Origin of the sequence: Cereibacter johrii (assembly GCF_001720585.1) — a bacterium.
GTDB classification, from domain to species: Bacteria; Pseudomonadota; Alphaproteobacteria; order Rhodobacterales; family Rhodobacteraceae; genus Cereibacter_A; species Cereibacter_A johrii.
This window is the reverse complement of sequence record NZ_MABH01000150.1, coordinates 1-23794: the sequence shown is the minus strand read 5'-3', so window position 1 is coordinate 23794 and position 23794 is coordinate 1. Positions and strand designations below refer to the sequence as shown.

Below are 23794 nucleotides of genomic sequence, written 5' to 3'. Positions count from 1 at the left end.
CGCCGCGCCTCGGGCGCCACGGCCAGCGTCAGGATCTCGGCCTCGCCCGCGATGGCCCGGCCCATCAGGAACCCGTCCGGCGCGACGGGCTGCAGCGCCTCGGCGGCCGAGCCCGGCTGCGGTTCGGTCAGAAGGAACACCGACGGCTCACCCAGAAGCGCGCGGAAATCCGGCGCCGACCAGGGCCGGGGCGTCTCGAACACCCGGCCGTGCAGGGCGGCAAGCGCGTTCGGCCCGACGGGGGCGAGGGCAGGGGCTGCGATCACAGGATCACCGGAGGGGGATCGGCGGCCGGTGCGGCATCGGCGCCGCGCAGATAGAAGGGGGCGGGCCGCGGCTGCGGCTGGCCGAGCCGGCCCGCCGCCACCCGCGCAATGGCCTCGGCCAGGGGATAGAGCGGCTCGAGCCGGTCGGCGAAGGCCGCGCTGCCCACCTGCCAGGGCGCCGTCACCGAGAGCCCCTCGAGGGGCGCCAGCCGCGGCGGGCTCGCCCCGTCGGCCAGATAGACCTCGCCCCGCCGCGCATCCTCGAGCACCGCCACCGGCGCGGGCAGACCCAGCGCCAGAGCCTCGAACCGCGAGACGCCGACGGCCGGCCTCCCCAGCGCAAGCGCCAGTCCCCGGGCGGCCGCGACCGCGATCCGCACCCCGGTGAAATTGCCGGGCCCGGTCCCCACCGCCAGCGCATCGAGATCGGCCCAGGTCCTTCCCCCCGCGGCCAGAACCTCCTCCAGAAGCGGCATCAACCGCTCGGCCTGGCCCTTCTCCATCGGCTCGGTCCGCAGGGCGAGCAGCCGGTCCCCCGAAAGCAACGCGGCCGCGCAATGCGCGGCCGACGTGTCGAAGGCCAGGATCGCAGGCTCAGGCCGCAACCGGGCGCACCTCCAGCACTTCCGGGATATAGTGCCGGAGCAGGTTCTCGATCCCCATCTTCAGCGTCAGCGTCGAGGAGGGGCAGCCCGCGCAGGCCCCCTGCATGTGCAGATAGACGATGCCGCGGTCGAAGCCATGGAAGGTGATGTCGCCGCCGTCCTGCGCCACCGCAGGACGGACCCGGGTGTCGAGCAGCTCCTTGATCTGGCGCACCACATCCTCGTCCGGCCCGTCGTGGCTGGCATGGCCCGAAGCCGCCTGCTCGCCCTCCAGCACCGGCGCGCCCGACTGGTAATGTTCCATGATGGCGCCGAGGATCGCGGGCTTGATATGATCCCAAGCCGTGTCGTCGGCCTTGGTCACCGCCACGAAATCGGTGCCGAAGAAGACGGCCGACACGCCGCCCGCGGCGAAGATGCGCCGGGCCAGGGGCGAGCCCGCGGCCGCCTCGGGCGTCGCGAAATCGGCCGTGCCCGCCTCCAGCACCATCTGGCCGGGCAGGAATTTCAGCGTCGCCGGGTTCGGCGTGGATTCGGTCTGGATGAACATGGGCAGCCTCCGCGATCAGGCCCCGATATGCGCTTCCCGACCCGCCAAGTCAAGAATTGGCCCGTCCGCGCGCGCCCCGGCACGGCTTTCACTCTGCCCAAATATCCCGGGGGTCCGGGGGCAGCGCCCCCGGCCTTAAGCCGGATCTCAGGTGATGGCCTCCAGCCGCTCCTTCGACATCTCGCCCGGCACGATGGTGATGGGGATGGGCAGGTTGCCGGAATTGCGGCTCATCTGGGTCACGAGCGGCCCCGGCCCCGCCTTCTCGGTCGAGGCGCCGAGCACCAGCACCCCGATCGCCGGATCCTCCTTCACCTGCGCGAGGATCTCCTGCACCGGATCGCCCTCGCGGATCACGAGTTCGGGATCGATCCCCTGCCGGTCCCGCATCCACTTCGCGAAGACCTCGAAATGGGCCTCGATCCGCTCGCGCGCCTCGGTCCGCATCAGGTCCGACACGCCCATCCAGTGCTGATATTCCTCGGGCGGGATGATCGACAGGATCTGCACGCCCGCCCCGGTGTGGGCCGCGCGCAGCGCGGCGAAGCGCATCGCGTTCAGGCACTCGCGGCTGTCGTCCAGAACGACCAGAAACTTGCGCATCACGTTCTCCCTGACCGCGGGATCATGGCGAAGCCTGCCCCGGCGCGCAAGGCTCAGCCTGCCGAATGCGCCCAGTCCCAGTAGAGCTGGCGCACGAGCCGCGTGACCGGACCCACCTGATAGGCGGTCTCGTCGAAGCCCGTGACCGGCGTCACCTTGGCGAAGTTGCCCGACAGGAACACTTCGTCCGCGCCGTGGAAATCCTCGAAGGTCAGCACCGTCTCGACCACATCGACCCCGTCGGCGCGCAGGTTCGCGATGTGGCGCGCCCGCGTGATGCCCGACAGGAAGGTGCCGTTCGGAACCGGCGTGAAGACCACGCCGTCCTTCACCATGAAGACGTTGGCCGTGGCGGTCTCGGCCACATTGCCCATCGCGTCCGCCACCAGCGCATTGCCGAAGCCCTTCGAGCGCGCCTCGACCAGCATCCGGGCATTGTTCGGATAGAGGCAGCCCGCCTTCGCATTGCAGACATTGTCCTCGAGCACCGGGCGACGGAAGCGGGTGCGGGTGAGCGTGGTCGTGACCTCGGGCGCGGGCATCGCCACCTCCTCGAGGCAGAGCGCGAAGCCCGTGGCGCCGGGCTTCGGCGCGACCCCCAGATCCGATCCGTCGAGCGCCCAGTACATCGGCCGGATATAGACCGCCTGCTCGCGCCCGTAGGCCCTGAGCCCCTCGCGCGCGATGGCGACCATCTCCTCGGTGCCCACCGTGGGCGTGATCATCAGCGCCTCGGCCGAGCGGTTCACCCGCGCGCAATGGGCCTCGAGATCCGGCGCTACCCCGTCGAACCAGCGCGCGCCGTCGAAGACCGAGGAGCCCTGCCAGATCCCGTGATCGGCCGCGCGCATCACGGCCAGGTCGCCCTCGTGCCAGCGGCCCTCGAAGAAGGTGCGGATGTTCCTGCCGAATGCCATCGTGATCTCCTGCCTCTTGCGGTCCTCCTTAAAGCACCGCGCAGGGACGGGGTCCAGACGGCGTGCGGCCTCAGGCGGCCTCGGCCAGAAGCGCCGCAAGATCGAGCCGCTCGCTCACCATGGCGAGCGCGCCCTGCGCGTCGCGCGGCCAGTCCTCCGGGGCGCGGTCGCGGTAGAGTTCCACCCCGTTGCCGTCGGGATCGCGCAGATAGACCGCCTCCGACACGCCGTGATCGGCAGCCCCCTCCAGCGCCACGCCGGCGTCCAGAACGCGCCGCACCGCCGCGCCGAGCGAGGCGCGGTCGGGAAACAGGATGGCGGTGTGATAGAGGCCCGTCGTGCCGGGGGCGGGCGGCTCGCCTCCGAGGCTCTCCCAGGTGTTCAGCCCGATATGGTGGTGGTAGCCGCCGGCGGAAAGGAAGGCCGCGCGGCTGCCGAACGTCTGCTGCAGCTCGAAGCCGAGCACCCCCCGGTAGAAGGCGATGGCGCGGTCGAGGTCGGCCACCTTCAGATGGACATGTCCGATGCGGGTTTCGGGAGGAAGGGTCATGGCGCACTCCTGCAGCTTCAGGCTCTACCGTAGCCGCGCCACGCCCTGCGCAACAGGTGCGGCCCTGCACAGTGACTGAGCGGGAGCGCGCTCCTCGCCCGATGCGCGGGCAGGGCACGGGCGCCTCGCGCCCCGGATCGGCGGAAATCGCCAGCGGAAAGAATTCGTGAATTGCCGGGCTTCCCCAGCGGCACCACCTTGGGGGCAGGGCGCGGTCACGAGTCGCAGCCCCTCAAAAAAAGACAATGAGCAGGACACGTTCGATGCAGAAGCTGAACCTCCGAAGGCGGGGGATCCTGTCGGCCGCGGCGGCGGCCTTCGCCGGATTGGCGCTGGCGGGCGGGGCACGCGAGGCCCCGGCCGAAGAGACGACCGACTGGCAGGATCATTTCGAGACGCTCGAGCATGGGGCGGTGCTGGCCGACCTGCGCCAGCGGGTGGTGCTGTTCTGGTCGGAGGACGGCACGGTCCGTCGCCGCTATCCGGCGGCCATGCCCGATACGCGCGCCTTCCCGCGCCTCGGCGGCACCCGGATCATCCGCAAGGTCGAGGGGCCGACCTGGCGTCCGCCCCCCGCCATGCGCGCCCGCGACCCGGAGTTGCCCTGGAGCCTGCCGCCCGGGCCGGGCAACCCGTTCGGCACCCATGCGCTTCATCTCGAATGGCAGCATTACCGCATCCACGGCACGCACGATCCCGCGACGATCGGCGGCGTGACGGCCCATGGCTGCATCGGCCTCTCGAACGCCCATATCGCAGAGCTCTTTGCGCATACCACGGTCGGCACGCAGGTGCGGCTGGTCTGACGGGCTCGGCAGGGAGCCCCGCCTTCTTGCCCGTCCTCAGGCCGCCTGCGCCACGCGCCAGCGGCGGTGGATCCAGAACCACTGGTCCAGATGCTCTCGCACCACGGCCTCGAGCGAGTCGTTCAGCGCCTGTGTCATCTCGGCCGGCGTGCCGCGCGGGATCGGCGCATCCACGCGGATGTCGAAGTCGAGCCCGTTCTCTGCGCGGATCGCATAGACCGGCACCAGCGGCGCGTCGTATTTCAGGGCGAGATCGGCGGCCGAGAGCGCGGTCTTGGCCGGATGGCCGAAGAAGCGCAGCACCGCCCCGTCGCGCATATGCACGTCGATCAGCAGGCCCAGCATCCCGCCGCCCTTGAGGTGGCGCAGCATCCCCGCGAGCCCCGCCTTGCCGCGGGCGAAGACCGGGCCGCCGATCGCCGCCATGGCGCGGACGTAGTGCTCGTTGAAATAGCGGTTGTTCATCGGCCGGTAGAGGCCGCCGATCTGGAAGCCGCGGGCGCGCAGAGCGGCACGGCTCGCATCGTAATTGCCGAAATGGCCGGTCACGATCACGACCGGCCGCCCGGCAGCGTGGGCCGCCTCGAGCGCGGCCAGCCCCGGCCCGGTGACGGGCGCGCGTGCGGCCCGCTCGACGAAGGCCTGCCCCGAATAGGATTCGATCACCGCCCGGCCCACATTGTCCGGCACCCTGCGCACGAGGCGCCGCACCTCCGCCTCCGGCAGGTCGGGCAGCACCCGCGCGAGGTTGGCACGCACCCGCCGATCCCAGCCCGCGATGGGGGCGATGAGGCGCGACATGACCCAGCCGCAGAGCGGCACCCGCCACGCATAGGGCAGAAGAAGAAGCGCCCCGATCAGGGTGCGCAGAAGGCGATCTTGCGCCCAAGCGGCAGGTCCGGTTCGTCTGGAAGCCATGGTCTCCGCGGTCAGCGCCGCCTTGGTTGGGTGATCCAGACATAGAGACCCGTCCTGCGAAGCTCAAGCGGAGGGGCGAGGGAACCGTGCCCGCGGCCTCCTCGGGCGCCGGCGCTCGGCCGCATCTGGTCGGGATCCTTTCACCGCCTGTCGGGCCATGCGTCGGGACCGGAGGTCATCCGCCCTCTTCCTCCTCCACCACCAGAACGAGCTCACCCGCCGCCTCGAGCTGGCGGATCCCGGCCACCACCGCGTTCATTGCATCCTCAGCCTCCTTGTCCTTCACCCGTCCGCGCGCGGCGGCATCCTCGCGCAGCGACTGGGCGAGGCGCTGGGACATGTTGGAGAGGAGGAACTCCACCCCCACCGTCAGTTCCGGGCGGCTGGAGGCCGCGGCGATCAGCGCCACCAGCCGCGCCTGTTCCACCACCCGGGTGACCTTCGGCACATCGCGCCCCGGCACCCGGCGCGGGACATGTTCGAAGGTGAAGATGGCCTTGCGCACCTGTTCGGCAAAGGCCGCATCGGCCTCGTCGAGCCCCTTGAGCACCTCGTCGCGGGTGACGGCGGCCGAGACATTGAGGATCGCCCCCACCCGCTCGACCGGGGTCGCCGTGAAGGCGCGCGGCGGCTCGGCCTCGAGCTGGCCCAGAAGCGAGAGGCCGATCCGGCGCACCGTCTCGGGTTCGACCGAGCCGGTCATCGACACGGCATAGGCCACGCGCCGCGCCTTCTCGCCCGGCAGCTTGCCCAGAACCTCGGCCGCCTTCGGCACCGGCAGCTTCGAGAGCATGACCGCCGCCACCTCGACGCTCTCCTCTTCCACCACCGTGAGGAGTTTCTCGGCCGGCAGGGTCACGATCCGGTCCCAGGGATCGCCCTTCACCCCCGCCTGCCGGCGCAGACGGGTGGCTGCCGAGGGGCTGATGTGGCCGTCCATGACGGCCAGCGCGCCGTCGAGCCCGCCGGGGAAGGAGAGGCCCACGGACTCGAGCTCCTCGACGAATTCCTCGATCACCGCGGTCATGGTGGAGCGGTCGACCGTCCGCATCCGGGCCATCTGTTCGGCCAGGCCTTCCTGCATGTCTTCGGGCAGGGAGGTGAGGGGCAGGGGCGCCCCTTCGGCCAGAAGAAGCCGCACGATGATCGCCGCCTTCTCGCGGCGCGAGAGGGGACGGGGGCCGTCCTCCTCTCCGTCGATGGACACCGCCCCGCGAGCGGGGCGGAACCGTGCCAGAGCCTGTGTCATGCTGTCCCGAATCGCTGATCCTCGGGGGTCAGCTTGGCGGTCCGGCGGTTAAGGCCGCCTTAGCCGGTGACGGTCGTGCAGGCCTTGGTGGCGGTATCGTAGACCTGCCCGTCGCCGCAGGCCGAGGCGGTGGTCTGGTGCTTCATCGGGCAGTCCGCCATGGCCAGCGCGGGAGCGGCGATCAGGGCGAGGGTCGCGAGGGTCAGCTTCGTCATTCTTTCCTCCTGTCAGGGGTGGGATGGCAAAGGCCGGCGTCAATCGCACGACAGGAGGCTAACATGATTCGCCCCGCGGCCGGAGACCGCGGGGCGTCACGCACGCGTGAAGGACGAGCTTTCCCGCTCAGGCGCCGAAGACGCGGGCGAAGATCGTGTCCACATGCTTGAGGTGATAGCCCAGATCGAACTTCTCCTCGATCTCGGCCGGGCTCAGCGCGGCCGTCACCTCGCGATCGGCCAGAAGCTCCTCCTTGAAGTCGCGGCCCTGTTCCCAGACCTTCATCGCGTGGCGCTGCGGGAGCCGGTAGGCATCCTCGCGGCTGACGCCCGCCTGCGTCAGGGCGAGCAGCACGCGCTGGCTCATGACGAGGCCGCGGAACTTGTTCATGTTCTTCAGCATGTTCTCGGGATAGACCACGAGCTTTTCGATCACGCCCGCAAGGCGGTGCAGCGCGAAATCGAGCGTGATGGTGGCATCGGGGCCGATCGCGCGTTCGACCGAGGAATGCGAGATGTCGCGCTCGTGCCAGAGCGCCACATTCTCCATCGCCGGGATCACCGCCATGCGCACCAGCCGGGCGAGGCCCGTCAGGTTCTCGGTCAGCACCGGGTTGCGCTTGTGCGGCATGGCCGACGAGCCCTTCTGGCCGGGCGAGAAGAACTCTTCGGCCTCGAGCACCTCGGTGCGCTGCATGTGGCGGATCTCGATGGCGATATTCTCGATCGAGGAGGCGATGACGCCGAGCGTCGCGAAGAACATCGCATGCCGGTCGCGCGGGATCACCTGCGTCGAGACCGTCTCGGGCACGAGTCCGAGCTGTGCGCAGACATGCTCTTCCACCGCCGGGTCGATGTTGGCGAAGGTGCCGACCGCGCCGGAGATGGCGCCGGTGGCGATCTCGGCGCGCGCATTGACGAGGCGCGTGCGGTTGCGCGCCATCTCGGCGTAGAAGCGGGCGAAGGTCAGGCCCATGGTGGTGGGCTCGGCATGGATGCCGTGGCTGCGGCCGATGCGGACGGTGTCCTTGTGCTCGAGCGCGCGGGCCTTCAGCGCGGCCAGCACCCGGTCGAGCCCTGCGAGCAGCAGGTCCGAGGCGCGCACGAGCTGGATGTTCAGCGTGGTGTCGAGCACGTCCGAGGAGGTCATGCCCTGATGGACGAAGCGCGCCTCGTCGGCGCCCACGATCTCGGCCAGATGGGTGAGGAAGGCGATCACGTCATGTTTCGTCACCGCCTCGATCTCGTCGATGCGGGCCACGTCGAAGGTCGCTTCGGCGGCTTTCCAGACCGCTTCGGCATTCGCCTTCGGGATCACGCCGAGGGCCGCCTGCGCGTCGCAGGCATGGGCCTCGATCTCGAACCAGATGCGGAACTTCGTCTCGGGCGACCAGATGGCCACCATGTCGGGGCGGGAATAGCGCGGGATCATCGGGGCCTCTCCTTCTACCGGCGGGGGGGCCTAGCGCCCGTTGCCGGTGCTGGCAAGGCTTGCGGGCCCTTCGGCTGCCGCAGGGGCAGGCGGGGCGGCGCCCCATGCCTGCTCAGAGCGGCTCGGCGTCGCGGTAGAGCTCCCATTCCTCGAGGGTGCGGCCGTCCGGCAGGTGGCAGTAGCCGGTCTGGCCCGCCCCCTCGCTGCGGATCTCGAGCCGGCCGCCGCGCTGGCCGCAATAGACCGAGGCCGGATTGGCCATGCCCGATCGGTGGAGGTCGCCGGGCGCGGCCACCGGCGCGGGATCGGAACCGCCGCAGGCAGGCAGGGCGAGGAAAAGGAGAAGCGGCACGCGGGAGAGGAACATGGGGAAGCCTTGGGCCAGAGCGGGGCAGGGAGAGCGGGCGGAGTCGTGTTCGATCTTCACAGCGCGGCCCGCCCGCCGCAAGGGGCTGTGCCCGGATGCGGGGAGGGGGCGGCGAAAACCCGTGGACGGTTTCGCGGGCCGGCGGCTCATTCGGCCGGCCGGCCCTCGACCGGGGGCGGCATCCGCGTGGCGTCGTGCAGCTCGCGCAGGAGGCGGCTCTGTTCCTCGGCCTTGGGCCGCGAGAGGCCCGCAAGCAGGAGATAGGCGACCGGCGTGAGGTAGAGCGTGGCCACGGTGGCGAGACCGAGGCCGCCCACGATGATCCAGCCCAGCACCTCGCGCGCCTCGGCCCCGGCGCCGGCCGCGAAGACGAGCGGCAGCCCCCCCAGCACGGTGGCGATCATGGTCATCATCACCGGGCGCAGGCGGATGGCGCAGGCATCCTCGATGGCCCGCCGCACGGGCAGGCCCTCGTCGCGCAGCTGGTTCGCGAATTCGACGATCAGGATGCCGTTCTTGGCCATGATCCCCACCAGCAGGACAAGCCCGATCTGGCTGTAGACATTCAGGCTGCCGCCCGTGGCCACCAGCGCGAAGATGGCGCAGGCGAGCCCGAGAGGCACGGTCGCCATCACGATGAAGGCCGAGACGAAGCTCTCGAACTGCGCGGCCAGCACCAGCAGCACGATCACGATGGCGAAGCCGAAGGTGAGCGTCAGTCCCGAGGAGGTCTCGCCCAATGTCGCGGCCTCGGCCAGGGGCTCGATCCGGCTGTCGCCGGGCAGGATGTCGGCCGCCAGCCGCTCCACCTCGTCCAGAGCCTCGCCCAGGGCCATCTCGGCCGTCAGGCTGGCCGAGATCGGCACCGCCCGCAGCTGCCCCTCGCGCGAAAGCTCGGGCGCCACGGCCCGTTCCGTCAGGGTCACGAAGCTCGAGATCGGCACCATCTGCCCGTCGCCCGACTGCACGAAGATCCGCTCGAGATCGCCGGGATCGTCCACCGGGTCGGTGGTGGAGAGCATCTGGATGTCGTAGCTCGCATCGTCGAGGAAGACCGTGCCCACCGTGCGGCCATCGAGCACCGCCTGCAGCGCCTCGCCGAGCCCGGTGATCTCGATCCCGAGGTCGGAGGCGCGGGTGCGGTCGACCTCGATGAAGAGTTGCGGCTGCGTCGTCTCGTAGCCGAGCCGCACCTGCCCGAAGGCGGGGTTCTCCTCCATCCGGTCGACGAGCTCCTGTGCCCCCTCGGCAAGCCGGGCGTAGCTGTCGCCCACCACCGCGAAGCTCAGCCCCTGGCCCGCGCCGCGCACGCCGAGCGAGTTCGGCTGGATGGCGAAGGCGCGGATGCCCACGATGCGGCTCAGCCCCTCGTTCAACTCGGCCGCGATCTCCTGCTGGCTGCGGTCGCGCTCCTCCCACGGGGCGAGCGAGATCACCATGAAGCCGCGGTTGTCGCGGCTGCCCGAGCCCGCGATGGCGAAGACGCTGAAGACCTCGCCCTTCTCGCGCAGGGGCGCGATCAGATCCTCGATCTCGCGCATCTTGCGATCGGTATATTCCAGCGCCACGCCCTGCGGCGCCTGCACCGACATCAGGATCACCGACCGGTCCTCCGAAGGGGTCAGCTCCTGCTTCAGCGTGCCGAAGAGGAAGACCGCCGTCAGCGCGAAGCCCGTGGCGATGGCAAGCGTGACGGCCGGCGCATCGAGCGCCCAGTGCAGCGTCCGGCGGTAGAAGGCCGCGAGCCTCTGGCCGAGCCAGACCACCGGGCCGCGCGCCTGGCCCTCGTCGCCTGCGCGCAGGAAGCGGCTGGCGAGGACGGGGCAGAGGCTCAGGGCCGTCACCGAGGACAGCAGGACCGAGATGGCCAGCGTGAAGCCGAATTCGCGGAAGAGGCCGCCGGTCTGGCCGGGCAGGAAGGAGAGCGGGATGAAGACGGCGGCGAGCGTCGTCGTCGTGGCGATGACGGCGAAGAAGACCTGCTGTGTCCCGAGCACCGCTGCCGCGCGCGCGCCGATCCCCTGCGCCCGCCAGCGCACGATGTTTTCCAGCACGACGATGGCATCGTCCACCACCATGCCGGTGGCCAGCACCAGGGCCAGAAGCGTGAGGATGTTGATCGAGAAGCCCGCGATCCAGATGGCGGCGAGCGTGCCCACCAGGGCCACCGGAATGGCCAATGTGGGGATCAGGGTGGCGCGCATGTCGCGCAGGAAGAGGTAGATGATCGCCACCACGATCAGGACCGAGAGGCCGAGCGCGATCTCGACCTCGTGGATCGCGCCGTTGATGAAGGTCGCGTCGTCCGAGGTCACGAAGATGCGTACATCCTGCGGCAGGGCGGCCTGCAGCCCCGCCACGATCTCGCGCACGGCCTGCGAGATCTCGAGCGTGTTGCTCTGGGCCTGCCGGATGATGCCGAGGCCCACCCCGTTCTCGCCGTTCGCCCGCAGATAGGAGGCGCCGGGTTCGGGGCCGAGTTCGACCGTGGCCACGTCGCCCAGCCGCACGTCGGGCGCGATCTCGAGCGCCTCGAAGGCTGCGGGGGTGGTGACGGTTGCGGTCGTGCGGACCACGAGGCTCTGGCGGTCCGAGGTGAGCGAGCCCGCCGGCGCATCGTAGGCCACATTGCCGAGCGCCGTGCGCAGATCGGCCAACGTCAGCCCCCGCGAGGCCAGAAGCATCTGATCCACATCGATGCGGAAGATGGGCGTGCGGTCGCCGTAGATCTGGAGGTCCGCCACGCCCGGAGCGGCGAGAAGCCGGCTCTCGATCTGGTCCTCGACGATCTGGGTCAGCTCCTGCGCCGAGCGGCGGGCCGAGGGCACGGCCACCCGCATCACCGCCTCGGAATTGGCGTCGGCCTTCACGATGCGCGGTTCCTCGGCATCGTCGGGCAGGTTGTTGCGGATGCGCGAGATCGAATCGCGCATGTCGCTGGCGGCCACGTCGAGGTCGGTGTCGTCGTTGAACTCGACCGTCACCTGACTGCGCCCGAAGCGCGAGTTCGAGGAGATGGACTTCACCCCCGCCACGCGCGAGGCCGCGCCCTCGATCTCGTCCGTCACCTCCTGATCGATCGTCTCGGAGGAGGCGCCGTCGAAGGTCGTGGTGACGGTGATGACGGGGCTGTCCACGTCGGGCAGCTCGCGCACGTCGGCGCCATAGAGCGCGGCCAGCCCCGCGATCAGGATCAGCGCATTCAGCACGAAGGCGAGAATCGGACGGCGGATGAAGAGCGCCGTGTTCGAATGGGCGAGGTCGCGCTCGTCGGGTTCGGGAAGCGTGGACATGGGTCAGCTCTTCGATCCGGAGGGGGCGGCGGCGCCGGGATCCGCCAGCGCCACCGGGCCGCCGGGGCGCAGCGTCTGCACCCCCTCGATCACCACCAGATCGTCGGGGCGGAAGGTGGCCTGCACCAGCACCGCATCCGCGTCGCGCTGCAGGATCCGCGCGGGCATCCGCTCGGAGCGGCCCTCGCGCACCACCCAGACATAGGAGCCGTCGGCGCCCCACTGGATCGCCAGCGGATCGACGGCGGGGCGCGGCTCGCCCGGAAGCTCGAGCCGGATCGAGAAGGACATGCCCGCCCGCAGCCGGTCGTCCGCATTGGGGATGGTGGCGCGGATGCGCAGGGTGCGGCTCGCCTCGTCCACGCGGTTGTCGAGCGCGCTGATCCGGCCTTCGAGCGGCTCCTGCGGGCCCGAGAGCGGCGTGGCCGTCACCCGGTCGCCGATGCCCACCTTGCCCACCACGCGCTCGGGGACGCGGAAATCCACAAGGAGGCTCGTGCGGTCGTCGAGCTGGGTCAGCAGGTCGCCGCGGCTGATCTGGTCGCCCACCTCGACCTCGATGATGCCGACCCAGCCGTCGAAGGGCGCGACGATCCGGTGCTGCGAGAGCTCGAAGCGCGCCTGCTGCAGCTCGAGCTCGGCGGTGCGGACGGCCAGAAGCGCCTCCTGCCGCGCGAGGTCGCTGGTGACGCCCGAGCCTGCGAGCCGCTCGGCGCGGGCCAGATCCTCGCGCGCGTCGGCAAGGATCAGCTCGGCGCGGTTGACGGCGATGCGCGCGGCCTCTCTGTCGAGCGAGGCGATGAGGTCGCCCGCGGCCACGCGGCTGCCGGGCTCGATGGGGATGGCGTCGATCCGGCCTTCGACCTCGGGGGCGAGGGTGACGGCGCGGGCGGCGCGGGCGCTGCCCACCGCGGTCACGATGGCATTGAGCGGGCGCTCCTCGGGCGGCTCGGCGATGACCCGGGTGGCGGGCGGGCCGCCCGCGCCGCTCCGCGGGCCGGGAGCCGCCTGCGCCTCGCTGTCCTGCGCCACGAGACCCATGCGCTCCATCGGGTCGAGCAGCCCCACCCGCGCCAGCATGGGTCGGGCGGCGGGCACATAGAGCACCCAGATGACCAGAACCGCCGCGGCGACGGCCAGCACGAGCAGGCCCTGCTTCACCAGTGACATCGTCCCTCCTCGGTTGTCGCGGCCCCTGATACGCCGCGCCTGCCTCGTTCCGTCGTTCCTTCTAGCGCGAAGGCTGCAAAGATCTCACCCCCATCCCGGCCGAGGCCTGCACATCATGGCACAAATGCGTGATCTGCCTGGAGCGGCAGCCCGGGTTCACGCGGACGTGCGCTCCGGCGCGGGAACTTGAAACGCGGCGCGCACTCCTACCATTCTGGTCTGTGCTTGCCGAGGTCATCCATGTTCATCGTCAGTCCCGCCACCGTGTGGAACCGGAACGCGCTCGAGACGCGGCAGGTGCCGCGGCGGATCTTCGGGCGGGTGATGCTGCTGCCGCGCCGCGGCTTCCCGCTGCGCCTCGTCTGGCGGATGGTGTTCGAGACGCAGATGCTGCGCTTTCTGGGGGTGCTCGCGCCCTTCGTGGCGGCCATGTTCCTCTGGCCGCAGAGCGCGCTTGCCATCGCGCAGGCGCCGCTCCTGATGATCGTGGCCATCCTCTATGTCGAGACGAACGTGCTGCGCATCCCCAGGGAGCGGCGGGCGAAGATGATCGACCGCGCCGAGGCCGACCGGGGGCTCGACCTGCTGCAGGTGCGGGGCCGGGCGATCCTGACGCGGATCGCGGCACGGCGGCAACTCGCCTCCGGCGTCCTGCATCTGGTCGTCGAACAGTCGGACATGGCCTATATCACGCCGCTGACCTTCGTCTCGGTCCAGTCGGAAGCGGGGCCGGAGGTGGTCCGCCTGAGCCGCGAGGAAGAGGCCATGATCCGCCGCGACCTGTTCGGCGCGCCGCTCACCGAGCGCAGGCTGCTGCGGATCAACCTGCTCGAGAATGTGTTCCTGCGCGACGTGACGCTCGACATGCGGGGCGTCTCGGCCCACGCCCGGCTGGCGGCGCTGTCGGGCTGAGGCGAAGGCCGGGGGCGCTGTAGGGCTGAGGCAAAGGCCGGGGGCGCTGCCCCCGGACCCCCGGGATATTTGGGCAGAGTGAAAGGCGGGAGGGGGGAGCGCCGTCTGCACGCATGGGCGCCGGGGCCGCCCGGAGGAGGCGGGTGGCGGAGCGACGCGGTGGGCGCGCGCGGTGCTGCTGATGGGGGGCGGCGACCCCGGGGAGCCGCCGCCGGGAGATGGGCGCGGGGGCAGCCGGTCTCAGTCGGCCTCTTCGGCGGCCACCAGCACCATCACGCTCTGCCAGCCCACGGGAACGGTGCCCTCGGCCGGCTCGTCGCAGGCGATGCGCTCGCGCGACGTGTCGATCTTCAGCCGCCACTCGCCCTCGGGCAGCGCGAAGTCGCCGTCGTCGCCCGCGTTCAGCACCACGAGGAGATCGCGGCCGCGCGGCAGGTCGAGCCGAAGCGCGAAGAGCCTGAGCTCGCCCTCGTTCCAGTCGCCCTCCTCCATCTCGCGCCCGGCGGGATGGAGCCATGCGGCCACCGGCGTGTCATGCTGCACCGCGTCCGGCCCCACGGCGAAGCGGGCACGGGCGATGCCGCCGTCGGCCTTGCGGAACTCGGCGAGGTCCGACACGGCGCGGATCAGCTCGTCGCGCGCCTGCTCCCAGTCGAGCCAGGCGATCTCGTTGTCCTGGCAGTAGGCGTTGTTGTTGCCCTGCTGGCTCTGGCCGAACTCGTCGCCGGCGAGGATCATCGGCACGCCCTGCGACAGGAACAAAGTGGCGAGCATGGCCTTCACCCGCCGCAGCCGCGCCTCGAGGATGCCCGGATCGTCGCTCGGCCCCTCGGCGCCCAGATTGTGCGACAGGTTGTGCGAATGGCCGTCGCGATTGTCCTCGCCGTTCGCCTCATTGTGCTTCTCGTCGTAGGACACGAGATCCCAGGCGGTGAAGCCGTCGTGCGCCGCGATGAAATTGACCGACGAGGTCGCAGGCCTGTGCGAATGCGAGAACTGCACGGGCGAGCCCAGAAGCCGCTGCGACACGTCGCCGGTCAGCCCGGGATCGCGCCGCCAGAAGGCGCGGAGATCGTCGCGTGCCTTGTCGTTCCATTCGCGGAACGGCCAGGGGAAGCCGCCCACCTGATAGCCGCCCTCGCCGATGTCCCAGGGTTCGGCGATGAGCTTGACCATCGAGAGCACCGGATCCTGCCGGATCGCCGCGAAGAACGTGCCGCCGCGCTCGAACCCTTCGGGCTCGCGCCCGAGCGTCGAGGCGAGGTCGAAGCGGAAGCCGTCGACATGCATGACCTCGACCCAGTAGCGCAAGGAGTCCATCACCATGCGCAGCACCATCGGATGCGCCACGTTGAGCGTGTTGCCGGTGCCGGTCGTGTCGAAGGAGTGCCGCTTCGCCTCGGGCGAGAGCAGGTAGTAGGACGCGTTGTCGATGCCGCGGAACGAAAGCGTCGGGCCCTTCTCGTTGCCCTCGCAGGTGTGGTTGTAGACCACGTCGAGGATCACCTCGATGCCGGCATCGTGGAACCGCTTGATCGCCTGCTTCACCTCGCGCATTGAGCCCGACTTCGTATAGGGCCGGTAGGGCGCGAAGAAGGAGAGCGTGTTGTAGCCCCAGTAGTTCGACAGGCCCTTCTCGATCAGGTGGCGGTCGTTGAGGAAGCCGTGGACGGGCAGAAGCTCGATCGCCGTGACCCCGATGGCCTTCAGATGGTCGATCACCGCCGGCGAGGCGAGACCCTTGAAGGTGCCGCGATCCTCTTCCGGCACGCCCGGATGGCGCATGGTCAGGCCCTTCACATGGGCCTCGTAGATCACCGTATCCTGCCAGCGGTGCCGCAGCGCCTTGTCCGCCTCCCAGTCGAAGGCCGGGTCGACCACCACCGCCTTCGGCATGAAGGGCGCACTGTCGCGCGGATCGAGCTCGAGATCGTCGCCGCCGACCGGATAGCCGAAGAGCGCATCGTCCCAGATCAGGTCGCCGCGCAGTTCTCGAGCATAGGGGTCGATCAGCAGCTTGTTCGGGTTGAAGCGATGTCCCTCTTCGGGGGCATGGGGCCCGTGGACGCGGTAGCCATAGGCCTGTCCCTCGCGGATGCCGGGCAGGTAGCCATACCAGATCCCGCCCTCGTAGGAGGGCAGATCGAGGCTGTGGGTCTGGGTCTGCCCGTCCTCGGCGAAGAGGCAGAGCTCGACCCGTGTGGCATTCTCGGAGAAGAGGGCGAAGTTGGTGCCTTCGCCATCGAAATCCGCCCCGAGCCGGTTGGGGTGGGCCGAGGACATGTCGAACTTGAGCGGCGGGGCGGGGCGGGTCGGGCGCTTCATGCCGAACGACCCATGCGCGAGTCGGCGAAGGGCGCGACCAGCCGGCCGCGGTCGGCGGCGCGGCGGGCGAGCATGGGGGTCGTCACGAGAACCGTGCCCTCCTCGGTGCGGCGGAACCAGCGGGCGTCCTCGTCTGGGTCCTCGCCGATGACGAGACCTGCGGGCACCGAGGTGCCGGGGGCCACGATGGTGCGGGTGAGGCGCACGCCGGGCGCCACGCGCGCGCCGGGCAGCAGCACGCTCTCGTCGAGCATGGTCCAGCGGCCGGGCCTGTCGCCGCCGAGCCGCGGCGCCTGAAGCGCGATGCCGCCCGTCTGCATGCGGAAGGCGAACTGGATCAGCTCGCCCGTCGCGGCCTTCATCTCGTGCTCGCTCGCGGCGATGCGGGGCGGCAGCGCGCACGGCGCGTCGCCGGTCTGGAATTCGAGCTGCGCACGGCGGTAGGCATCGAGGGTGCCCACGTCGCGCCAGTAGAAATTGTCGCCCGGCACACGGTAGGCATGGGCCTCGCCCAGGGCCACCGCGAGCGGCAGGATGTCATGGCCGAAGTCCTGGGTGTTGCCGGGGATGATCCGCAGAACCGAGGCGAGCCAGTCGAGATCGAAGACATAGATCCCCATGCTGACCTGCGCCCGTCCGGGAACGGCCGGATCGGCGGGCACCACCGCGGGCTTCTCGAGGAAGCTCTCGATGCGGCCGGCCTCGGTCGTGCGCACCACGCCGAATTCCGAGGCGCGGTCGCAGGGCACCGTATCCACGGCCACCGTGGCGGAGGCGCCGGACGCGCGGTGGGCCGCCACCATGTCCGCGTAATCCATCTCGTAGATATGGTCGGCCGCGAGCACCACGAGCTCGCGCACGCCCTCGGACTGAAGCTCGGCGAGGTTCGCGGCCACCGCCGCGGCGGTTCCGCCATAGCCCTGCGGGGTGCCCGTCACCGCGGTGCCCTCGCGCAGACGGAGGCTGCCCTCGGCGAAGCGGCTGGCCCAGCGGCTCTCGAGATGGTGGGCGAGCGTCTCGGGGCGGTATTGCGTGGCCACGATCATCCGGGTGAGGCCCGAGCGCGCCGCATTGGCGAGGGTGAAGTCCACGATGCGCCGCGGCCCGGCGAAGGGCAGGGCGGGCTTGCATTCGCGGGACGTCAACTCATGCAGACGGGAGCCGCGACCTCCCGCGAGAAGGACCGTGAAGGTGGCGGACAGGTCCGGCCGTTGGGCGTCGCGCATGGGGTTCGCATCCAGTTGTCGTGAAGTTGCGCGCCTCAACCGCCCGGTTGTGCCGCGGTTCCGCGGATGCGCGAAAAAAGGCTTGCGATCCGGGAGCCTGTGCCACCGGATGCCTATTCGGTGCGCAGGCGGCTGCGGCTCTCGGTCGGGCCGCCTCTTTCAGGGTCGGGGATGCAGTCCGGCGCCCGGCGGCACGTCCGCTCTCGCGGTCGGGCGCCTGTTGCGACAGGATGCAAAATCGGCGGCCGCCCGAGCCACCGATCCGTTCAAGGCGGGCGGAGCGGCCCTTTGGGCAGCCGGTGCGGGCGGAACCGGCCCCTTCATGGGACGTTCCTCTGCCCCGATCCGAGGAACCCACCGCGCATGGCCGACAGCAGCTTCCGCACCACGCCCCACCGGGGATCTGCCGCGACGGCGCGCGGACCGGAGAGGGATGCGGCCGTCCGCGGCGCCCCTCAGATCCGGCGCTCCCACGCCCGCACGAGGGCCGCGGCCGCATCCGCGAGCTGCCGGCGGCTGTCCATCTCGAGCCGCGCGGCCACCGCGCCTATTCGCGCCAGCTCGCGTGTCAAAGCGCCCGCATGACCGGCCGCAGCCTCCTGTTCGGAACTTCCCGACCGCCCGAGTTCGAACTGCGAGCCGAGGAAATAGTCGGGATGCCCGAAGCTGCCGCCCACGGGATGCAGGAACAGGAGATTGTCGAACCGCTCGCCCGAAAATCGGTAGTTGCGCAGCACGACCTGCGTCTCGCGCCCGCTGGACAGCGCCTCGCGGATGTCGGCCCGCGCCTGCTCGTTCTCGCCCTCGCGCTGGAGGAACCGGCAGTTGAACCCGAGGATGCGCCCTTCGGTATAGCCGGTCATCCGCAGGAACGGAGGATTGGCCAGCACCAGCGGCTGTTCGGACAGGGACATGTCCACCAGCGTCAGGGCCACACCCGAGCGATCGAAGATCCCGCGGATCTTCTCGAACTGTTTTTGGTCCATTCCCCCTCGCCTCCTGTGCTGCCGGAGCGTATGCGTCAGGTTGTCGCAGTTCCAGACCGAAAGTTGACGACATGACGGAAAAGCTTTCCGCCGCCGAATCCGCGGCCGATCGCGATCTGGTCCTTCTCGGGATCGGCGCCTCGGCCGGTGGGCTGGAGGCCTTCCAGAGCCTGCTCGGCGCGCTGAGGCCGAACGACCGGTTCGCCCTGATCCTCGTGCAGCACCTCGACCCGGAACATGAGAGCCTGCTGCCCGAGCTCCTGTCCAAGCGCACGCGGCTGCCGGTGCGGTCCATCGAGGACGGGATGGAGATCGAGGGCGGCAACGTCTATCTCATCCCGCCGGCCTTCGGCCTCGACATCCGCGGCCGGGTGCTGAAGCTCGTGCCGTTCGAGGCCCCGCGGGGACTGCGCCGCCCCATCGACAGCTTCTTCCAGGCGCTCGCGCGCGAGCACGGCAGCAACGCCGCGGGCGTGATCCTGTCGGGCACCGGATCGGATGGATCGAACGGCGTCCGGGCGATCAAGGAGGCGGGCGGCCTCGTCTTCGCGCAGGATCCCAAGGACGCCCGCTACGACGGGATGCCCCGCTCGGCCATCGGGACGGGGGCGGTCGATCTCGTCCTGCCTGCGGCCGAGATGATCGGCGTGCTGCGCGACTTCCACGACCGCGCCTCGGGGATCGCGCCCACCATCGAGAGCGACGCGGAGTTCATCGAGAAGGTGGTGCGCAACGTGCGCTACCGCACGGGCCACGACTTCTCCGGCTACAAGAGCGGCACGCTCCTGCGGCGCATCACGCTGCGCATGTCGGTGCTGGGGCTCACCGAACCCGGCGACTATCTGCGCGAACTGGTGCAGAACCGAGGCGAGGCCGACCGGCTGTTCCGCGACCTCCTCATCAATGTCACCAGCTTCTTCCGCGACCCTGCGGCCTTCGACGCGCTGGCGCGGGTGGCGATCCCCAAGATCCTCGAGCAGAAGGGCCACGGCGACGAATTGCGGGTCTGGGTGCCGGGCTGTTCGACGGGGCAGGAGGCCTATACGGTCGCGATGATCCTGGCCGACGCCATGACGCGGCTCGATGTGCGCGCGCGCCTCAGCGTCTTCGGGACCGACATTGACGAGGAGGCGCTCGCCATAGCCCGGCGCGCGCACTATCCCAACTCCATCGCCTCCGAGGTGCCGCCGCAGTTCCTCGAGCGCTACTTCACCCCGACCCGGAACGGTTTCGAAGTGCGGGGCGAGCTGCGCGACCTGGTGCGCTTTTCGTCCCAGAGCCTCGTGAAGGATCCGCCCTTCTCGCGCCTCGACCTCCTCACCTGCCGCAACCTGCTGATCTACTTCAATCACGAGCTGCAGGAACTGGCGCAGCGCGTGTTCCACTACGCGCTGCGGCCGGGCGGCATCCTGATGCTCGGCCCCTCCGAGACGGCCAAGGCCGAGGGCGACCCTTTCGTGAATGTGGTGCCCGAGCACCGGATCTACCGGCGCAACGATGCGCTTGCCCGCTCGCTCGACCTGCCGCGCGGCTTCCGCGGCATCTCGCTGGCCGCCGAGCCGTCGCAGGAGGCGCTGCCCGAGCAGATCTTCGGGCTGCCCTATGCCGCGGCCGAGGCGCTGCTCGTGCGCCATGTCCCGCCGTTCCTCCTCATCGGTCCGCAGGACGAGGTGACGCGCGTGGGGGCGGGGGCCGAGAAGTTCGTGCGTCTCAACCCCGGCACGACGTCGCTCGGCATCCGCACGCTGATCCTTCCCGAGCTCGAGCAGCCGCTGAAGCGGCTTCTGACCGGAAGCGGGCTTGCCGGCGGCAGCTTCCGCCAGACCCGGGTCGGGCTCTCCCGGGACGGAGAGGCGCAGGAGCTGATGATCGGCTGCGAGACCCTGTCGAACGGCTTGCGTCTCGTGACCTTCGGCACCATCGCCGGCAGCTCCTCCGGCTCCGCCGCGGACCCCGATACCCAGATCGTGCTCGACGAGGCCTATGTGAGCCAGATCGAGGACGAGCTCGAGGAGGCGCGCCTGATGGTGCGCACCACGGTCGAGGAACTCGAGACCTCGAACGAGGAGCTGAAGAGCTCGAACGAAGAAATGATGTCGATGAACGAGGAGCTCCAGTCGGCGAACGAGGAGCTCTCGACCACCAACGAGGAACTGCAGACCAAGCTCGCCGAACTTGCCGAGGCCAATGCGGACCTCGCGAACTTCATGTCCTCCACCCAGATCGCGACCGTCTTCCTCGACCGCGAGCTGCGGTTGCGCTCCTTCACCCCGGAGGCCGCCGCCTGGTTCCGCTTCGTCGAGCAGGATCGCGGGCGCGAGATCACCGACATCCGCGCGCGTCTCGATATCGGGACCATTGCCGACGTCTGCCGTCGGGTGATGGCGGAGGGCCCGGCCGAAGAGGTGGCGATGGTCTCGACCGATGGCGAGTCCGAGGTGCTCGTGCGGTTCGCGCCCTATCGCAGCGGTTCGGGCGATCGGGGCGGGGTGGTCTTCTCGATCTTCGACGTGACCGCCGTCACCCGCTATGCCCGCGCCGCCGAGGAGGCCTCGGCCGACGCCCGTGCCAGCGCCGAGGAGATCGAGGAGCTCTATCTCGGCAGCCCCGGTGCGATGGGTCTGGTCGACCGCGACTTCCGCTATCTGCGCGCCAATCCCAAGATGGCCGATTTCAGCGGCCTGCCCAACGAGAGCCTCATCGGCCGCTCGATCTCGGAGGTTCATCCCGATGTGGCGGGGCGCATGGTGGCCTCGATCCGCCGGGTGTTCGACAGCGGCGAGCCGGTGCTGCGGCAGGGGGTGCGCGGGACGACGCCCGCCGATCCCGACGTGCCGCGCGTCTGGGAAATCGACTGGTATCCGGTCCGTCGCTCGGACGGGGTGAGGGCGGTGGGCTTCAACGTCACCGACGTCACCCGGCTTCTGGAACTTCAGGCCGATCTGCGCCGCATCATGCGCGAGTTGCAGCACCGGGTGAAGAACATGCTCTCGAACGTGATCGCGCTGGTCAATCGCGCGCGGCGCGAGCAGGGCGATCCGCAGGAGATCCTCGAGACGCTGGCGCAGCGGATCCGGGCGCTGGCCAACACCCACAACCTGCTCACTTCGGAGAACTGGGCCTCGACCTCGCTCAACGACATCTTCGCGCTCGAGCTTCTGAACGTCTATGGCGAGGAGCGGGTGACGCTGCGCGGCCCCGAGATGCGGCTCAATGCCCGCGCCACACTCAGTCTCGGAATGGTGATCCACGAACTCGCCACCAATGCGTCGAAATACGGGGCCTTCTCGCGGCCCGAGGGGCGCGTGTCGGTGCGCTGGTCGCGGGTGGACGAGGGAGAAGGCGAGGAATTCCGTCTGGTGTGGCAGGAGAGCGGCGGGCCGGCAGTAAATCCGCCCACGCGCGAGGGTTTCGGCACGCAACTGATGCGTTCGATGGTAGAGGGCTCCTTCTACGGCAGCATCGAAAGCAACTGGGAACCGGCCGGACTTCGCCTCGTTGTGGCCCTGCCATGGAATGCAGCAACCGAAGTGGACTATGACAGTGACCTGGACCCCCTCCGCCATGCGGATCCTCTACCTTGAAGATGAAGCCATCATTGCGATGGAGACGGTGGAGACGCTGCGAGACATGGGTTTCGAGCAGATCGACATGGCCTATTCCCTTCCGGCGGCCGAGAAATTCGTGGCCGAGGCGCTGCCCGACATTGCGCTCCTCGACGTGAACCTGAGCCACGGGCGGACCTCGTTCGAACTCGGCAGTCGCCTTCTGGGCGAGGGCGTGCCGGTCGTCTTCGCCACCGGCTATGCCAGTTCCAGCCTGCCGGCCGATCCCCGGGCCACGGTCATCGAGAAGCCGGTGACGCCGGTCGCGCTCGAACGTGCGCTGAACGCCGCCGCCTGCGCGTCGGAAGGCTGAGCCGGAAGGCGCTGCGGGGAACAAGCGCGGCAGCGGGACGTTGAGCTTCAAAGGCGGTGGCCCCGCCGCATCGGAGGATGAAGCCCATGTCCAGCGAGACCCTGTCCCTGAGCCTGACCCTCGTCGTCGCCGTCACGCTGGTGGCGACCGCGCTGGCCATGGCGCGCCGCGAGAAGCGGCTTGTGCCTGTCGCGGTGCCGGCCCGGGTGCCTCAGCGGGGGCGCTGATGGACCGGCTGAGCATCCTCCTCACCCTGATGACCGGCGCGGTCATCACGGGCGGCCTCGTGATCCTGTTCTTCAGCATGGGCTGGTATGGTTGGACCCCCATCGCCATCGGGGCAGGGGCGGGCATCCTCCTGTCGTGGCCGGCCGCCTACCTCATCTCGCGCCGGATCAAGCGCACCGACCCGCAATGGGACGAGACGCGGGTCGAGCGGGTTCCCACCACGATCCCGAAGCCCGACGCGCCGGAAGTGTAGAAGGGTCTCCCGACGCCTCCCGTGCGGGACCCGCAATCGGGCATCATCGGCCGGATCCGCAAGGGGCGCAGTCGCGCCCCTTTCTCATGAGCATCGAGCACGTCCGAGGCGGGCCGACCGCCTCCCCGCACCATGCCGAACCGGAGGCGCGGGCGGAGCTGCGCAATCCCTTTTCCCGCAGGCACCGGCTGCCGGCCAGATCCCGAAGCCCTTCCACGCAGCACCGTCTTGCAAGCGGCTGCCCGGCAGGGGTCCGCCGCCCCTCGGCGCTTTGCCAGAGCCGGCGAGGTTCTCGTCGGGCGGATCTTCAGGCAGGACCCATGCGCTCCGCGAGCTCGGCAAAGGTCACGCAGCGCAGGCCCGTCAGGCGGGATCGGTCACTCCAGACCCTCCAGCAGCTGGCGTGCCGCCTGAAGATCGTCCCGGAACCGCCTGCGCTCCTCGGCGCGCGCGGCCTCGTCGGGCAGGCGCAGGATGTAGGAGGGATGGACCGTCACGAACAGGGGCGTCCCGTCGTCGAGCCTCTCGACCGACCCGCGCCGCTTCAGGATCCCCGCCCCGGAGCCGGTGAGCGAGGCGAGCGCCGTTGCGCCCATTGCGACGATCAGGCGGGGACGCACCAGATCCCGCTCGAGATCGAGCCACCAGCGGCAGGCAGTCACCTCGCCCGCGTCGGGCTTCTGGTGGATCCGGCGCTTGCCGCGCGGGGCGAACTTGAAGTGCTTGACCGCATTGGTCACGTAGACCGCCTGCCGGTCGAGGCCGGCCGCTGCCGCCTCCTCGTCGAAGAGCTGTCCCGCGGGGCCCACGAAGGGCCGGCCGGCCAGATCCTCCCGATCCCCCGGCTGCTCGCCCACGATCATCATGCGCGCCGTGGCCGGTCCTTCCCCGAACACGACCTGAGTGGCATTGGCCCAGAGACCGCAGCGCCGGCATCCCTCGGCCGCGGCCTTCGCTTCGGCCAGCGTGCCGGGCGCGGCGCTGCCGCCGGAAGCCGGGGGTCCG

Annotated in this window: 22 protein-coding genes and 1 pseudogene; 6 read left to right on the top strand and 17 right to left on the bottom strand. The window is 70.1% G+C overall.

The window, feature by feature from the left end:
- From A9O63_RS13435 to A9O63_RS13410, 6 genes and pseudogenes are all read right to left on the bottom strand, one after another.
- Positions 1 to 266 (bottom strand): annotated as a pseudogene (locus tag A9O63_RS13435) (GNAT family N-acetyltransferase); the annotation flags it as partial.
- On the bottom strand, positions 263 to 871 hold the full coding sequence (gene tsaB, locus A9O63_RS13430) for a tRNA (adenosine(37)-N6)-threonylcarbamoyltransferase complex dimerization subunit type 1 TsaB (RefSeq protein ID WP_069332399.1): 609 nt from the start codon (positions 869 to 871) through the stop codon (positions 263 to 265). The pseudogene A9O63_RS13435 and the gene tsaB, both read right to left, overlap by 4 nt.
- Entirely contained in the window at positions 861 to 1421 is a 561-nt protein-coding gene (locus A9O63_RS13425; RefSeq protein ID WP_069332398.1) for a NifU family protein, read from the bottom strand. Before A9O63_RS13425 ends, tsaB begins: the two co-directional genes overlap by 11 nt.
- 147 nt (positions 1422 to 1568) lie before the next feature.
- Complete coding sequence (locus tag A9O63_RS13420; RefSeq protein WP_002719373.1) at positions 1569 to 2024, bottom strand: universal stress protein; 456 nt, start codon at positions 2022 to 2024, stop codon at positions 1569 to 1571.
- Positions 2025 to 2077: 53 nt separating this feature from the next.
- The gene (locus A9O63_RS13415) at positions 2078 to 2941 is read right to left on the bottom strand and encodes a branched-chain amino acid aminotransferase (protein ID WP_069332397.1); all 864 of its coding nucleotides are present in this window, start codon (positions 2939 to 2941) and stop codon (positions 2078 to 2080) included.
- A gap of 70 nt (positions 2942 to 3011) precedes the next feature.
- On the bottom strand, positions 3012 to 3491 hold the full coding sequence (locus tag A9O63_RS13410; protein WP_069332396.1) for a VOC family protein: 480 nt from the start codon (positions 3489 to 3491) through the stop codon (positions 3012 to 3014).
- A 263-nt stretch (positions 3492 to 3754) separates the two neighbouring features.
- Between A9O63_RS13410 and A9O63_RS13405 the strand changes: the two genes are divergently transcribed.
- Positions 3755 to 4297 (top strand): L,D-transpeptidase, encoded by a 543-nt coding sequence (locus A9O63_RS13405; RefSeq protein ID WP_069332395.1) that lies wholly within the window; start codon positions 3755 to 3757, stop codon positions 4295 to 4297.
- A gap of 36 nt (positions 4298 to 4333) precedes the next feature.
- Here the strand turns inward: A9O63_RS13405 and A9O63_RS13400 are convergent, their stop codons facing one another.
- The 7 genes from A9O63_RS13400 to A9O63_RS13375 form a co-directional block, all read right to left on the bottom strand.
- Entirely contained in the window at positions 4334 to 5215 is an 882-nt protein-coding gene (locus tag A9O63_RS13400; RefSeq protein ID WP_069332394.1) for a lysophospholipid acyltransferase family protein, read from the bottom strand.
- Positions 5216 to 5390: 175 nt separating this feature from the next.
- A complete protein-coding gene (locus A9O63_RS13395; protein ID WP_069332393.1) occupies positions 5391 to 6464 on the bottom strand; it encodes a flagellar motor switch protein FliG in 1074 nt (357 codons plus the stop codon).
- A 59-nt stretch (positions 6465 to 6523) separates the two neighbouring features.
- Entirely contained in the window at positions 6524 to 6679 is a 156-nt protein-coding gene (locus tag A9O63_RS22210; RefSeq protein WP_011840672.1) for a hypothetical protein, read from the bottom strand.
- Between the two features lie 127 nt (positions 6680 to 6806).
- Positions 6807 to 8111, bottom strand: a complete 1305-nt coding sequence (gene purB, locus A9O63_RS13390; protein ID WP_069332392.1) for an adenylosuccinate lyase — start codon at positions 8109 to 8111, stop codon at positions 6807 to 6809.
- A gap of 112 nt (positions 8112 to 8223) precedes the next feature.
- On the bottom strand, positions 8224 to 8478 hold the full coding sequence (locus A9O63_RS13385; protein ID WP_069332391.1) for a putative hemolysin: 255 nt from the start codon (positions 8476 to 8478) through the stop codon (positions 8224 to 8226).
- A gap of 146 nt (positions 8479 to 8624) precedes the next feature.
- Positions 8625 to 11771 carry an efflux RND transporter permease subunit gene (locus tag A9O63_RS13380; RefSeq protein WP_069332390.1) on the bottom strand — a complete coding sequence of 1049 codons (3147 nt, stop codon included), beginning with the start codon at positions 11769 to 11771 and terminating at the stop codon, positions 8625 to 8627.
- 3 nt (positions 11772 to 11774) lie between these two features.
- Positions 11775 to 12941 (bottom strand): efflux RND transporter periplasmic adaptor subunit, encoded by a 1167-nt coding sequence (locus A9O63_RS13375; protein WP_069332389.1) that lies wholly within the window; start codon positions 12939 to 12941, stop codon positions 11775 to 11777.
- Positions 12942 to 13181: 240 nt separating this feature from the next.
- Here A9O63_RS13375 and A9O63_RS13370 point away from each other — a divergent pair, with 240 nt between their 5' ends.
- Positions 13182 to 13853: a hypothetical protein gene (locus tag A9O63_RS13370; RefSeq protein ID WP_069332388.1), complete on the top strand. Its 672-nt coding sequence runs from the start codon at positions 13182 to 13184 to the stop codon at positions 13851 to 13853.
- A gap of 240 nt (positions 13854 to 14093) precedes the next feature.
- Here the strand turns inward: A9O63_RS13370 and glgX are convergent, their stop codons facing one another.
- The 3 genes from glgX to A9O63_RS13355 all read right to left on the bottom strand — a co-directional run bounded on the left by glgX (position 14094) and on the right by A9O63_RS13355 (position 18390).
- Positions 14094 to 16178: a glycogen debranching protein GlgX gene (gene glgX, locus A9O63_RS13365; protein ID WP_069332387.1), complete on the bottom strand. Its 2085-nt coding sequence runs from the start codon at positions 16176 to 16178 to the stop codon at positions 14094 to 14096.
- Positions 16175 to 17404 (bottom strand): sugar phosphate nucleotidyltransferase, encoded by a 1230-nt coding sequence (locus tag A9O63_RS13360; RefSeq protein ID WP_069332386.1) that lies wholly within the window; start codon positions 17402 to 17404, stop codon positions 16175 to 16177. Before A9O63_RS13360 ends, glgX begins: the two co-directional genes overlap by 4 nt.
- Positions 17405 to 17859: 455 nt before the next feature.
- Positions 17860 to 18390 carry a PAS domain-containing protein gene (locus A9O63_RS13355; protein WP_069332385.1) on the bottom strand — a complete coding sequence of 177 codons (531 nt, stop codon included), beginning with the start codon at positions 18388 to 18390 and terminating at the stop codon, positions 17860 to 17862.
- Between the two features lie 71 nt (positions 18391 to 18461).
- On the opposite strand from A9O63_RS13355, the gene A9O63_RS13350 reads away from it, so the two are divergent.
- From A9O63_RS13350 to A9O63_RS13340, 4 genes are all read left to right on the top strand, one after another.
- A complete protein-coding gene (locus A9O63_RS13350; protein ID WP_069332384.1) occupies positions 18462 to 21974 on the top strand; it encodes a chemotaxis protein CheB in 3513 nt (1170 codons plus the stop codon).
- Entirely contained in the window at positions 21928 to 22308 is a 381-nt protein-coding gene (locus A9O63_RS13345; protein ID WP_235836987.1) for a response regulator, read from the top strand. Before A9O63_RS13350 ends, A9O63_RS13345 begins: the two co-directional genes overlap by 47 nt.
- 86 nt (positions 22309 to 22394) lie before the next feature.
- Positions 22395 to 22535, top strand: a complete 141-nt coding sequence (locus tag A9O63_RS22205; protein WP_084295890.1) for a hypothetical protein — start codon at positions 22395 to 22397, stop codon at positions 22533 to 22535.
- Positions 22535 to 22789 carry a hypothetical protein gene (locus tag A9O63_RS13340; protein ID WP_069332382.1) on the top strand — a complete coding sequence of 85 codons (255 nt, stop codon included), beginning with the start codon at positions 22535 to 22537 and terminating at the stop codon, positions 22787 to 22789. The genes A9O63_RS22205 and A9O63_RS13340 overlap by 1 nt, the downstream gene beginning before the upstream one ends.
- 377 nt (positions 22790 to 23166) lie before the next feature.
- Here the strand turns inward: A9O63_RS13340 and A9O63_RS13335 are convergent.
- Positions 23167 to 23794: UdgX family uracil-DNA binding protein (locus A9O63_RS13335; RefSeq protein WP_141703094.1), on the bottom strand; the 628-nt coding region annotated here is incomplete at its 5' end.